Raw genomic sequence first — 12717 nt, 5'->3', positions numbered from 1 at the left:
TGACGAGATTGTTTTCTATCGATCGTCGGCCGCTTGGCAGACTTTCGATTTTAAGGAGGATACATATGAGGACGAATTCACAAGCCATGCAGACAGCGCTTCTTTCAATCATCCCTGGTGGGGGACAATTCAAAAATGGTCAGAAATTCAAAGCGGGTCTCTTTTTTGCAGCCTTTCTGATTTTTCTGGTCGAAATGCTTTTGTTTGGTGGACAAGCACTTTATAACTTTGTCACACTCGGATCAGTACCAATGGAAGACAACTCTTTGTTCTTGTTGATTGAAGGAACACTGCAGGTCATCGTTACCGTTATTTTCATTATCTTTTGGGTTTTAAATATCAAAGATGCCTATCAGGTTCGGCAAAGCATTGAAAAAGGCTTCCCGGTAGCTGTTACGAGAAAAGAATTTTTCAAAAAATTATACGAAGATGGGTTCGCGTACTTACTGACGATCCCTGCCTACTTGGTAATGATCGTAGCAATTATTTTTCCAGTAATGGTGACGCTCTTTATGGCATTTACCAACTATGATTTTCGACACATTCCGCCAGCAAACTTAATCGACTGGATCGGTTTTTCGAATTTCACGAATATCTTCACCTTAAGTTCTTACCGCGACACCTTTGTAAAAGTATTCAGTTGGACGGTGATTTGGACCGTTTTAGCAACCACCTTGCAAATTACACTCGGCATACTGACAGCAGTTGTTGCCAATCAAAAATTTGTGAAGTTTCGTCGCGTCTTTGGGGTGATTTTCTTGCTTCCTTGGGCGGTGCCAGCGTTTATCACAATCATGAGTTTTTCAAATATGTTTAATGATACCGCAGGAGCGATCAATACGCAGGTGATCCCGCTATTGAACAATCTGCCTTTTGTGGATATTGGGAACATTGCTTGGAAGACTGATCCGTTTTGGACGAAAACGGCGATTATTTTGATTCAGGGTTGGTTAGGGTTTCCTTACATCTATGTAATGGTTTCGGGGATTTTACAATCCATTTCCGAAGATTTGTATGAAGCAGCAAAAATGGATGGAGCCAATGCGTTGCAGCGTTTTCGGAACATTACGCTGCCGGCAATCTTTTTGGTAGCAGCCCCAACCTTCGTTACGCAATATACAGGGAACTTTAATAACTTCTCGATGATCTATCTATTTAACGAAGGTGGACCAGGGAGTTTAGGCGGAAATGCTGGATCGACAGATATTTTGATTTCATGGATCTACAAACTGACGACCGGCGGCTCACCACAATATTCGATTGCTTCTGCATTGACCTTGATCATTTCCTTTGTGGTGATCTCCATTTCATTACTGGTGTTTAAAAAGACGAATGCATTTAATATGGAGGATTGAGGATGAAAAAGAAGAAGTTTTCTTTCAGCAAATTATTTACCTACTTGTTTATGATCGCGTTATCGATCATTATCATCTATCCCTTGTTGATTACCGCAACCTCAGCCTTCAAGGCAGGGAACATGATCGCTTTTCGCTTAGATTTTGATGCGGATTGGACATTGAACAACTTTCGACGTTTATTCAATGAAACCCCGTATTTGACATGGTATAAAAACACCTTGATCGTGGCCGTTTCGACGATGATCATTCAAGTAATGATCGTAACGTTAGCAGGGTATACTTACAGTCGTTACCGTTTTGCTGGTCGTAAAAGTAGTCTGATGGTGTTCTTGATCGTTCAAATGGTACCGACAATGTCGGCGTTGACCGCTTTTTATGTTATGGGCTTATTAGCAAACGGTCTAGATAGCTTCTGGTTCTTGACATTGATTTATATCGGTGGTGGGATTCCGATGAATACTTGGCTGATGAAGGGGTACTTTGATACGGTACCCATCGACTTGGATGAATCAGCAAAACTTGATGGTGCAGGGCATTTTCGCATCTTTTGGCAAATCGTTTTGCCCCTCGTAAAACCAATGGTTGCCGTCCAAGCATTGTGGGCCTTTATGGGACCATTCGGCGAATTCTTGCTGGCGCGTTTCTTGCTTCGCTCACAAGAGCGTTTGACCGTCGCAGTTGGGCTGCAAACCTTTATCAATGATGCCCGTAACCAACGGGTCGCACTCTTTGCGGCAGGGGCGATTTTGATCGCCGTACCGATCGCTGCACTGTTTTTCTTCTTACAAAAATACTTTGTTTCAGGTTTGACCTCTGGCGGAACAAAAGGATAGGAATGATAGGATGTCTGAACAACGATTTCCCTTAACGTACTTTGGGGCCATTTTTTCTCCAACAAAAGTCTATGCATGGCGTAAAAAATTAAATCGCTGGCAGCAAGTGTTCGTCTATGTTTTCTTGATGTCCTTGCTGATGATCCCGTTGACCTTAATGATCAGCAAGCAAACGGATCAAGCCTTTGCGGCATTTTTTCCCCATGCAAAAACACTCGTGACGGCAGAAACGGCAGCAAAATACAATGAGTTGCAGCTGGAAGATGGCAAACTTTTAGCGGATGAGTCACAAGTCTTTTCCCAAACAGAAGCGGGGATCATAGGCGTTGCGCTTTCAGAAGCGGCTCTTGAAAAAGCGAAATACGCCATCAATTTTCGGGAAACAGACTGGACCATCAAAGAAGAAATCGATGGACAAACTTATCACTATGAAATGCGTTACACGGCGGAAATGGCACCTGATCAAGTAGATGATGCGGCTTCGTTTCAAAAAGCAATCGAAGACGGCTTCTATCGCAACAACGAGACAGCGATTTTCTTCAGTCAGACGATCACAGTGGCATTTTTATTGGTGGCAATGAATAGTATTCTAGTCATAGGCGCAGCGTTTTTCCTCTGGTTGACGAAAAAATCACGACTGTCGACAATCGGCAGCTTTAAAGAAAGTACGAACGTGATTTTAAATGCACTGGGGGCAGGCTCTCTCGTTGCGATGTTGGCAGGATTTATTGGCGCTGATATCGTCTTGATGATCGGGATTCAGTCTTTAGGCATGCTACTGATGCTCTTCTTAGCTTTCTTAAAAACCCGTTTTAAAACGGCATAATTTGCAAACATTCGCAACAAGACGTTTGGGCGTGTGCTGGACTTTCAGCGCCGATCAATGGCTTGTTGCGTGTTTTTTTTTCCGCGTTTCTTTAAAATCTGTGAAAAAAGGTTAAGAATCCGTTTATCACGCAAGATTGATGCGATAGTTCTATCGAAAAATATTTCATTTATGGTGAACTAGTGCTAAAATAGTTAGGAGAGTTTCCAGCTAGGATAATGCAGAAGTAAAAGGAGAATTATTAAGGTATGGCCAATTTTTTTAGAAAATTAATCGAAAACGACAAAAAAGAATTAAAACGTCTTGACCATATTGCGAATCAAGTTGAATCACATGCGGATGAAATGGCCGCTTTATCTGATGAACAATTACGCGGGAAAACCGATGAATTTCGTCGTCGTTTCCAAGAGGGAGAGACTTTGGATAAATTATTACCTGAAGCCTTTGCAGTAGTACGTGAAGCTGCAAAACGCGTTTTGGGCCTTTATCCTTACCACGTCCAATTAATGGGTGGGATCGTCTTGCATGATGGGAATATCCCAGAGATGCGTACGGGTGAAGGGAAAACTTTGACGGCGACATTACCTGTTTATTTGAATGCTTTGAGCGGTCAAGGTGTCCACGTCGTAACTGTCAATGAATACTTGGCAACTCGTGACTCGACTGAGATGGGGGAGCTGTACAACTTTTTAGGGTTGACGGTCGGCTTGAACATCAACTCAAAATCAGCAGAAGAAAAACGTGCGGCATATGCTTGTGACATCACTTATAGTACAAACAATGAATTAGGGTTTGACTATTTGCGGGACAACATGGTGGTTTACCGTCATCAAATGGTACAGCGTCCATTAAACTATGCCATCGTCGATGAGGTCGATTCGATCTTGATCGATGAAGCGAGAACACCGTTGATCATTTCAGGACAAGCAGAAAAATCAACTGCGCTATACAATCGGGTCGACAATTTTGTCAAACGCTTGACGGAAGAAGAAGACTACAAAATCGATATCCAATCAAAAACGATCGGTTTGACAGAACGTGGGATCGAAAAAGCGGAAGAGACCTTCGGCTTAGAAAACTTGTATGATATTGAAAACACGGCATTGACCCATCACTTGGATCAAGCACTACGAGCGAATTACATTATGATTCGCGATATCGATTATGTCGTGCAAGATGGAAAAGTAATGATCGTTGACCAATTTACAGGTCGGATCATGGATGGTCGCCGATATTCTGATGGGCTCCATCAAGCGATCGAAGCGAAAGAAAGTGTCGAAATCGAAGATGAAACCAAAACGATGGCGACGATCACATTCCAGAACTACTTCCGGATGTACAAAAAACTGTCTGGGATGACCGGTACAGCGAAAACGGAAGAAGAAGAGTTCCGAGAAATCTATAACATGCAAGTCATTCAGATTCCAACGAACAAACCAATCTTACGGGATGATCGTGCGGACTTGCTTTATCCAACGCTTACGAGCAAATTCCAAGCAGTCGTTCAAGACATCAAAGAGCGTCACCGCAAAGGACAACCCGTGCTTGTAGGGACGGTCGCTGTTGAGACTTCTGAATTATTGTCATCAATGCTTGATCGTGAGAAAGTTCCTCATGAAGTATTGAATGCCAAGAATCACTTTAAAGAAGCAGAAATCATTTTGAATGCGGGACAAAAAGGTGCTGTAACGATCGCGACCAATATGGCTGGTCGGGGAACGGATATCAAGTTAGGTCTTGGTGTTGCAGAACTAGGCGGCTTGGCAGTTATCGGTACTGAGCGTCATGAATCCCGACGGATCGATAATCAGTTGCGGGGACGTGCGGGACGTCAAGGAGATCCAGGGATGTCGCAATTTTACTTGTCGTTAGAAGATGATTTAATGAAGCGTTTTGGTTCTGAACGAATCAAAGTGTTCTTGGATCGGATGAAGATCGATGAAGGCGACGCCGTGATCCAAAGCAAGATGCTTTCAAAACAAGTAGAATCTGCCCAACGACGAGTGGAAGGCAATAACTACGATACTCGGAAAAACGTCTTGCAATACGATGACGTGATGCGAGAACAGCGGGAAGTTATTTACGGACAACGTCAAGAAGTGATCATGGAAGAATCGGATCTTTCACCACAATTAATGAATATGGTGAAACGTTCCATCAGCCGAGTCGTCGACAGTCATACGCAATTAGAAGAAAGCAATTGGAACTACGAAGGAATCGTTGATTTTGCGGCGAATGCACTTGTTCATGAAGATACTATCAGTATCGAGGACATCAAGGGCAAATCAGCTCAAGAGATCAAAGACTACCTAAACCAACGGGCAGATGAAGTCTTTGAACAAAAGAAAGCACAACTTAATAGTCCAGAACAATTACTGGAATTTGAAAAAGTCGTCATCTTACGAGTTGTCGATACGAAGTGGACCGACCACATCGATGCTATGGATCAGCTGCGTCAATCGGTTGGGTTACGGGCTTATGGACAAAACAATCCATTAGTTGAGTACCAAACAGAAGGATTCAATATGTTTGAGAACATGGTTGGAGCGATCGAATATGAAGTAACTCGTCTCTTTATGAAGGCAGAGATTCGTCAAAACGTTCAACGGGAACAAGTTGCTCAAGGGGAAGCACAAGGGGTAGAAGAAGCACCTGCTGCCCAAGCACCAAGTTTCAAAAACGTTGGTCGTAACGATCCTTGTCCATGCGGCAGCGGGAAAAAATTCAAGAATTGCCACGGGAAAAATATGTAACACGTTTTGAAAAAGTTGAGAGTAGGCTGGCAGACGTTTTTGTCCAGTCTACTTTCGTTTGTAAGAAAAAAAGAAAGAAGGAATTTTAATGGAAATCGCAGATATTCGGAATCAATTGACCCAGATGAATGAAAAAATAATCAGTTTTAGGGGGTCTCTTTGACTTAGATCAGTTAGAAGAGGACATTGCGGAAGCGGAACACCAAATGGCAGATCCCACCTTTTGGGATGACTCAGAAAAAGCTCAACAAGTCATTAACGCAAACAATGCCAACAAAGAGACCTACGATCAGTTCAATCAGTTAGCAGAAGAATTGGAAGAGCTGGAAGTGATGTTGGAAATGATTCAAGAAGAAGCAGACCCAGAAATGGAAGCAGAACTTGAAGCACGGATCACGAAGCTAAACGAGAAAATGGCGTCTTATGAATTGTCGATGCTGTTAGATGAACCCTATGATCGAAATAACGCCATCATCGAGCTTCATCCTGGTGCAGGCGGTACCGAATCACAAGACTGGGGCAGCATGCTGTTACGGATGTATACTCGTTTTTGCGAACAACACGGGTATCAAGTAGAGACCCTCGACTATCAAGCTGGTGATGAAGCGGGGATCAAAAGTGTCACTTTACTTGTAAAAGGCCACAACGCCTATGGGTATTTGAAATCGGAAAAAGGCGTTCATCGTTTAGTTCGGATCTCACCTTTTGATTCAGCCAAGAGACGGCACACGTCATTTTGCTCGGTGGATGTGATGCCAGAATTAGATGGGGCGATCGATGTGGAAATCAACTCAGATGATTTGAAAATCGATACGTACCGCGCAAGTGGTGCGGGTGGACAGCACATCAACAAAACCGAATCTGCTGTGCGGATCACCCATATTCCGACAGGAACGGTCGTTGCTAGCCAAGCCCAGCGCTCACAATTGAAAAACCGTGAGCAAGCGATGGGGATGTTGAAAGCCAAGCTGTATCAATTAGAAGTGGAAAAGAAAGAGCAAGAGGCAGCAGCTTTGCGAGGCGAGCAGTTAGAAATTGGTTGGGGCTCGCAAATCCGTTCTTATGTCTTCCATCCATATTCTATGGTCAAAGATCACCGAACGAATTTCGAAACTGGGAATGTACAGGCAGTCATGGATGGCGATTTGGATGGCTTTATCGACGCGTATTTGAAGCTGAAACTGAATCAAAAATAACCTTGTGTGACTTAAACAGATTGAAACATAATTGTAATCTGTTGCAAGCAAGGTGAAATATATTCATGCTATAATAAGCCAGAATGAAAATTTGAGATGGAGAGATAGCTGTATGATAGAAATGAAAGATATAATGAAAAAGTACTCTAATGGTACGACTGCTATCCGTAACCTTTCGATTTCAATTGATCAAGGAGAGTTTGTTTATGTCGTGGGCCCATCGGGTGCCGGTAAATCAACCTTTATCAAATTGATGTATCGGGAAGAAAAAGCAACTAAAGGCGTTTTGAATGTCGCAGGATATGATTTGGTCGGCATGAAAAACCGCGAGATCCCATTGATGCGTCGGGAAATCGGCGTGGTCTTTCAGGATTATAAACTTTTACCACGGAAAACGGTCTTTGAAAATGTTGCTTATGCAATGCAAGTTATCGGCCGCAAACCTCGTGATATCAAAAAACGGGTGATGGAAGTGTTAGATTTGGTCGGCCTGAAACATAAGGTGCGGGTATTTCCAAGTGAGCTTTCCGGTGGGGAACAACAGCGGGTGTCGATTGCTCGTGCCATCGTAAATACGCCGAAAGTATTGATTGCGGATGAACCAACGGGGAATCTAGATCCTGAAAACTCATGGGAAATCATGAAGCTGCTTGATCGGATCAATGCCCAAGGAACAACGGTCGTTATGGCGACCCATAATAGTACGATCGTAAATACGATTCGTCATCGCGTGATCGCGATTGAAAATGGCCGCATTATTCGCGACCAAGCGGAAGGAGAATATGGTTACGATGATTAGAACATTTTTCCGTCATCTCCTGGAGAGTATCAAAAGTTTAAAGCGTAACGGCTGGATGACTATTGCGTCATTGAGTGCGGTAACGATCACACTGACATTAGTCGGTATTTTTCTAGGTGTAATCTTAAATGCAACAAAACTAGCCGAAGACATTCGCGAGAATGTGGACGTTTCGGTTTTCGTTGATATTGGTACGGAACAAGAAGACATGGATGCTTTGGAACAGTCCTTAAATGATCTGCCGAACGTTTCAGAAGTGAAATTTTCTAGCCGAGACGAAGAATTGCAGAAGATCCAAGATGCAATGGGGGATTCATGGAACTTGTTCGAAGGCGACAGCAATCCGCTGTATAACGTGTTTGTCGTCAGTGCAACAGATCCAGAGTATACGACAGAGATCGCTGAGCAAGCTGGCGAATTGCCAAATGTTTTCAAAGCCGATTACGGCGGAGATTCTTCTGACCGAATCTTTGAATTGTCTGCTGCTGTGCGGACTTGGGGCTTAGCTGCTGCTGTCTTATTGATTTTTGTGGCAATGTTCCTGATCTCTAATACGATTCGGATCACGATTTTGTCTCGTCAAAGAGAAATTCAGATCATGCGTCTGGTGGGGGCGAAAAACGGCTACATTCGTTGGCCATTCTTCCTTGAAGGCGGCTGGATCGGACTCTTAGGTTCGATCGTTCCGATTGCATTAATGTACTTCGGCTACCACCAAGTTTATGCAATGGTCAATCCATCCTTACTGCGTTCAAATTACAGTTTAATTGCACCAAATATGTTTCTATTACAAGTTTGCGGTGTGATGGCACTGATTGGGATCGTGATCGGTTCACTTGGTTCTGTCTTATCAATGCGCCGTTTCTTAAAATTCTAAACCGATGTTTTCTTAAAGTCGATCGTCAAGATCGGCTTTTTTTGTTTCATCACAGTGTTTCTTTACTTTAGGTACTATTTTTTGATATGCTTTAGTAGCGGGAAATCGGGGAAGAGGTGGAGAAATGGTTGTAATGGATAATTTGGTAACCATTTTATTTATAGTCAATATTTTGTTATCAATCATTATCATTTTCAGAGAAAGGCGGCAGACTGCTCAAACGTGGGCCTGGCTTTTGGTCTTGATGTTCATTCCAATCGTTGGCTTTGTGCTTTACTTTTTCTTTGGTAGAGGGATCTCTAAGGAAAAGATCTTTGATATGCGCTCACAGGCAAAGGTGGGGCTGAATGTTGAATTAGAAGAACAAAAACAAGCCCTCGCTCGTCAGCTGTTTCCGCATCCGCCGACCGCGCAGGTAGAAGTGCAGCAGCTGGTCTACCTGTTGACAGTCTTTGGGCAATCCCTGTATACGACAGCGAATAGTATGACGCTTTATACCGACGGACGGCAGAAATTTGATGCCTTGATCGCGGATATCGAACAGGCAAAAAATCACATTCATATGGAATATTACATTTATCGCAGTGATACATTGGGAAATGAAGTCAAAGAGGCATTGGTGCGCGCGGCGAAGCGAGGCGTAAAAGTAAGAGTCTTATTAGATGCTTGGGGCAGCACCCAAGTATCATTGAAGTTTTTTGATGAGTTGCGTCTACATGGCGGTCAAATTGCCTTCTTCTTTCCTTTATTCGTTCCTTATGTCAATCCGCGAATCAATTATCGAAATCATCGGAAAATCGTGGTGATCGATGGAGAAATTGGCTATACAGGCGGTTTTAATGTGGGAGATGAATATCTAGGGCAAGTGGAAAAATTTGGTTATTGGCGAGACAATCACTTGCGAATTGCCGGTTCAGCTGTCTATTCGCTGCAAAATCGGTTTTTGATGGATTGGAATTCACAACATGCGTTGGAGATCAAATATGATCCTTCCTTGTTTCCTGAAATTAAACAAGTCGGGACAGTTGCAGCCCAAGTCATCACGAGTGGTCCTGATACGGAACATGAAGAAATCAAAATGACCTATCTGAAAATGATCAACTTAGCCAAAAAGGAAATCTTGATCCAAACACCTTATTATATTCCGGATGAAGCCATTCACAATGCCTTGAAGTTGGCACTGCTTTCTGGGGTGAAAGTTCATATACAAATCCCGAACAAACCGGATCATCCCTTGGTATATTGGGCGACCTATTCCTTTGCGGCTGAGCTACTGCATTTTGGGGCAGTCATCGAAACCTATGAGAAAGGGTTTATGCATGCAAAAACGATGATCATTGACAGTGGGCTCGTTTCGATTGGTTCAGCAAATATTGATGTCCGTTCGTTTCGTTTAGACTTTGAGGTCAATACGATCATCTACGATGCACAACTCGCGACGCAAACGAAAGAAGCGTTTCTGGCGGATTCGATCGATTCCAAGCACTTAACGATCGAAGCGTATCAGCAAAGAAAGCTGACGATCAAAATCAAAGAAGGCTTGGCACGCCTTGTGTCACCCTTGCTGTAAAAAAAGTGCCCTTTTCCAAAAGATGGAAGCCATCATTTTGGAAAAGGGCACTTTTTTAATAGGATTAACCCATAATACTTGTGTATGCTGCTAAGAAAATCGAGCCAACAGTGAGAATAAGCATGGTCCAGATCACGACTTGCGTGATTTTTGCAAAGGTACTTTTTGGTTTTTTCTCGTTCATTCTAATCCACCTTTTAGAGTTATTCTAGTGACAGTTTACCCTCAAATACACAAGAACTCAAGTTGAACCAAAGAGAAATTAAGAAATTTTCAATTTCAGGACAAAAAAAATCATTAGAATGGCAAGATAGACTTGTTGAAGATACGCCCTTCTGTTTTAATAGGTAAAGAAATGCATTCTTCAAGACTTTCAAAAGTCAGCTGATGAACAAAGAGGCTCCTTAAAAAATTTCATGACTGTCTTATTCCAGCTCAGATTTTTAAAAGAACTGAAACACGGATGTAAAGAAAATAAAGTATAGTGACACTAGTTGTTAGAAAGGATTTTGCTGTATGTCTGGATTTAATCCAATCGTTTTGTTTTGGTATATCTTCCCTGTGCTCGTCTATTTCGCCTGTCGGTTTATTGTTTCCGCGTTGTCCTTGAATGATCGTTACCACGTGAAGGCACCGGATTTAGCAGTACCGTTTTTGATGGTCGGGATTCATCAATTATCAAAGTATACTTTTGATCAAGCGATCACATTGTACTATTTGATCTCCATTTTTTTATTAGGGATTCTGCTGGCAGTTTTTCAGGCATATTACTATGAGGAGATCCAATATGGTCGCTATTTAAAGATGTATTGGCGTAGTATTTTTCTATTTACGATCATTTTTCATGTCGTTTTGATCATTCTAAATATTGTTAGTTACTTATAGTGTTTTGACTCTTGATAAACGCCCATTTTTTCACTTAAAGTTTTTTTAAAAACTTTAAGTAGTCGGTTTTCCTCTTTTTCCTCATTTGGTAAAGAAAAGTCAAACAACTTCCCTTTCAAATTTCATATAATTTGTGGTAGAAAGTGGGGGATTGTGGTAGACTGTGAATATCAGGTGGAGATCGGGGGTTATTTATCGATGTTTATGGGTGAATTTCAACATTCGATAGATGCAAAAGGCCGACTAATCGTCCCTTCAAAACTACGAGAAAAACTCGGAGAAAAATTTGTTGTGACACGTGGATTAGATGGCTGTTTATTTGGCTACCCCTTATCTGAATGGGAAAAACTTGAAGAAAAACTAAACGAAATGCCTTTAGCGAAAAAGGACGCTCGGACATTTGTCCGCTTCTTTTATTCTGCTGCAACAGAGTGCGAAATCGATAAACAAGGACGAATCAATATCCCTGTTACATTGAGAAATCATGCAGACCTTACCAAAAGCTGTGTGATCATCGGCGTTTCAAACCGAATCGAGATTTGGGATGAAACGCGTTGGCAAGCATTCTCTGAAGAAGCAGAAGAAAACTTTGATGAAATTGCTGAAACAATGATTGATTTTGGCTTATAGGCTTGATAGGAAGAGGAAAAAACACATGGCAGATTTTCAACACTACACCGTTATGCTACAGGAGACCGTTGATGGGTTAAAGATTCGTCCAGAAGGCGTCTATGTCGATTGTACATTAGGTGGAGCCGGTCATAGTGAATATTTATTGTCGCAACTGTCTGAAGAGGGACATCTCTTTGCTTTTGATCAAGACCAAACTGCTATCGATCATGCGAAAGAACGTTTAGCACCATATGTTGCTAAAGGAATGGTTACGTTCATTAAAAGTAATTTCCGCTATTTAAAGGAAGCATTGCATCAACACGGTGTGAGCCGAGTCGATGGGATTTTGTACGATTTAGGTGTTTCCTCACCCCAATTAGATGAAGCCGAACGCGGCTTTAGCTACCACCAAGATGCACCGCTGGATATGCGGATGGATCAAACTGCAGCATTGACTGCCTATGAAGTAGTCAATCAATTCGACTACCACCAATTAGTCAAAATCTTCTTCCGTTATGGAGAAGAAAAATTCTCGAAACAAATCGCTCGTGAAATCGAGCGGGTGCGACAAGATCATCCAATTGAAACAACGGGTGAATTGGTCGATATCATCAAAACAGCCATTCCTGCGCCAGCAAGAAGAAAAGGCGGACACCCTGCAAAACGGGTTTTCCAAGCCATTCGCATTGCAGTCAATGATGAGCTAGGTGTGATTGAAGAATCACTTGAACAAGCGATTCATCTTTTAGCAGTCAACGGACGTGTGAGTGTCATCACGTTTCACTCTTTAGAAGATCGTATCGTGAAATCGATGTTCAAGGAATACAGCACACCGAAGGATATGCCGCCAGGTTTGCCGATGATACCAGAAGAATTCCAACCAACACTTAAACTTATAACAAGAAAACCACTACTTCCAACTGAGGAAGAAGTAGCTGAAAATAATCGTTCTCGTAGTGCGAAACTGCGAATCGCGGAAAAAATCAAGGAAAGCGAAGGGTAACAACT

At 42.4% G+C, this 12717-nt stretch carries 11 protein-coding genes and 2 pseudogenes; 12 read left to right on the top strand and 1 reads right to left on the bottom strand.

The genetic code is table 11. The features are described from left to right. The first annotated feature begins 65 nt into the window (after nucleotides 1–65). From ACTW1R_RS12210 to cls, 9 genes and pseudogenes are all read left to right on the top strand, one after another. Nucleotides 66–1355, top strand: a complete 1290-nt coding sequence (locus tag ACTW1R_RS12210; protein WP_010749778.1) for a carbohydrate ABC transporter permease — start codon at nucleotides 66–68, stop codon at nucleotides 1353–1355. Between the two features lie 2 nt (nucleotides 1356–1357). Further along, nucleotides 1358–2191 carry a sugar ABC transporter permease gene (locus ACTW1R_RS12205; RefSeq protein ID WP_016608756.1) on the top strand — a complete coding sequence of 278 codons (834 nt, stop codon included), beginning with the start codon at nucleotides 1358–1360 and terminating at the stop codon, nucleotides 2189–2191. 10 nt (nucleotides 2192–2201) lie between these two features. Beyond that, complete coding sequence (locus ACTW1R_RS12200) at nucleotides 2202–3017, top strand: DUF1189 family protein (protein WP_010749776.1); 816 nt, start codon at nucleotides 2202–2204, stop codon at nucleotides 3015–3017. A gap of 248 nt (nucleotides 3018–3265) precedes the next feature. After that, nucleotides 3266–5650: pseudogene (gene secA / locus ACTW1R_RS12195) on the top strand (preprotein translocase subunit SecA); the annotation flags it as partial. A gap of 45 nt (nucleotides 5651–5695) precedes the next feature. Beyond that, nucleotides 5696–5770, top strand: a pseudogene (locus tag ACTW1R_RS12190) (SEC-C metal-binding domain-containing protein); the annotation flags it as partial. 88 nt (nucleotides 5771–5858) lie between these two features. After that, nucleotides 5859–6966 (top strand): peptide chain release factor 2 gene (prfB, locus tag ACTW1R_RS12185; protein ID WP_100214389.1). Its coding sequence is split into 2 segments (ribosomal slippage): nucleotides 5859–5930 and nucleotides 5932–6966, totalling 1107 coding nucleotides; the frame shifts between segments, so codons are not numbered across the junction. 112 nt (nucleotides 6967–7078) lie between these two features. Beyond that, a complete protein-coding gene (gene ftsE, locus ACTW1R_RS12180; protein ID WP_005228783.1) occupies nucleotides 7079–7765 on the top strand; it encodes a cell division ATP-binding protein FtsE in 687 nt (228 codons plus the stop codon). After that, the gene (gene ftsX / locus ACTW1R_RS12175) at nucleotides 7758–8642 is read left to right on the top strand and encodes a permease-like cell division protein FtsX (protein ID WP_010749773.1); all 885 of its coding nucleotides are present in this window, start codon (nucleotides 7758–7760) and stop codon (nucleotides 8640–8642) included. The genes ftsE and ftsX overlap by 8 nt, the downstream gene beginning before the upstream one ends. Nucleotides 8643–8766: 124 nt before the next feature. Continuing rightward, the gene (gene cls, locus ACTW1R_RS12170; RefSeq protein ID WP_005228785.1) at nucleotides 8767–10212 is read left to right on the top strand and encodes a cardiolipin synthase; all 1446 of its coding nucleotides are present in this window, start codon (nucleotides 8767–8769) and stop codon (nucleotides 10210–10212) included. Between the two features lie 64 nt (nucleotides 10213–10276). Here the strand turns inward: cls and ACTW1R_RS12165 are convergent, their stop codons facing one another. Beyond that, nucleotides 10277–10396 (bottom strand): DUF4044 domain-containing protein, encoded by a 120-nt coding sequence (locus ACTW1R_RS12165; protein WP_005237290.1) that lies wholly within the window; start codon nucleotides 10394–10396, stop codon nucleotides 10277–10279. Between the two features lie 332 nt (nucleotides 10397–10728). Here ACTW1R_RS12165 and ACTW1R_RS12160 point away from each other — a divergent pair, with 332 nt between their 5' ends. From ACTW1R_RS12160 to rsmH, 3 genes are all read left to right on the top strand, one after another. Then, a complete protein-coding gene (locus ACTW1R_RS12160) occupies nucleotides 10729–11097 on the top strand; it encodes a DUF3397 domain-containing protein (RefSeq protein ID WP_005228786.1) in 369 nt (122 codons plus the stop codon). Between the two features lie 198 nt (nucleotides 11098–11295). Continuing rightward, complete coding sequence (gene mraZ / locus ACTW1R_RS12155) at nucleotides 11296–11727, top strand: division/cell wall cluster transcriptional repressor MraZ (RefSeq protein WP_005228792.1); 432 nt, start codon at nucleotides 11296–11298, stop codon at nucleotides 11725–11727. Nucleotides 11728–11752: 25 nt separating this feature from the next. Then, on the top strand, nucleotides 11753–12712 hold the full coding sequence (rsmH, locus tag ACTW1R_RS12150) for a 16S rRNA (cytosine(1402)-N(4))-methyltransferase RsmH (RefSeq protein WP_005228794.1): 960 nt from the start codon (nucleotides 11753–11755) through the stop codon (nucleotides 12710–12712). The last annotated feature ends 5 nt before the right edge of the window (nucleotides 12713–12717 follow it).

It is taken from the genome of Enterococcus sp. R12 (assembly GCF_058135755.1).
Note: the sequence above shows the minus strand (reverse complement) of the source record. Positions and strands in the feature narration are given on the sequence as shown.

Bases quoted from the DNA above. Each gene is read 5' to 3' on its own strand.
- ACTW1R_RS12165 (WP_005237290.1), bottom strand. From the start codon at position 10,396: ATGAACGAGAAAAAACCAAAAAGTACCTTTGCAAAAATCACGCAAGTC.
- mraZ (WP_005228792.1), top strand. From the start codon at position 11,296: ATGTTTATGGGTGAATTTCAACATTCGATAGATGCAAAAGGCCGACTA.
- ftsX (WP_010749773.1), top strand. From the start codon at position 7,758: ATGATTAGAACATTTTTCCGTCATCTCCTGGAGAGTATCAAAAGTTTA.
- ACTW1R_RS12210 (WP_010749778.1), top strand. From the start codon at position 66: ATGAGGACGAATTCACAAGCCATGCAGACAGCGCTTCTTTCAATCATC.
- ACTW1R_RS12205 (WP_016608756.1), top strand. From the start codon at position 1,358: ATGAAAAAGAAGAAGTTTTCTTTCAGCAAATTATTTACCTACTTGTTT.
- rsmH (WP_005228794.1), top strand. From the start codon at position 11,753: ATGGCAGATTTTCAACACTACACCGTTATGCTACAGGAGACCGTTGAT.
- cls (WP_005228785.1), top strand. From the start codon at position 8,767: ATGGTTGTAATGGATAATTTGGTAACCATTTTATTTATAGTCAATATT.
- ftsE (WP_005228783.1), top strand. From the start codon at position 7,079: ATGATAGAAATGAAAGATATAATGAAAAAGTACTCTAATGGTACGACT.
- ACTW1R_RS12200 (WP_010749776.1), top strand. From the start codon at position 2,202: ATGTCTGAACAACGATTTCCCTTAACGTACTTTGGGGCCATTTTTTCT.
- ACTW1R_RS12160 (WP_005228786.1), top strand. From the start codon at position 10,729: ATGTCTGGATTTAATCCAATCGTTTTGTTTTGGTATATCTTCCCTGTG.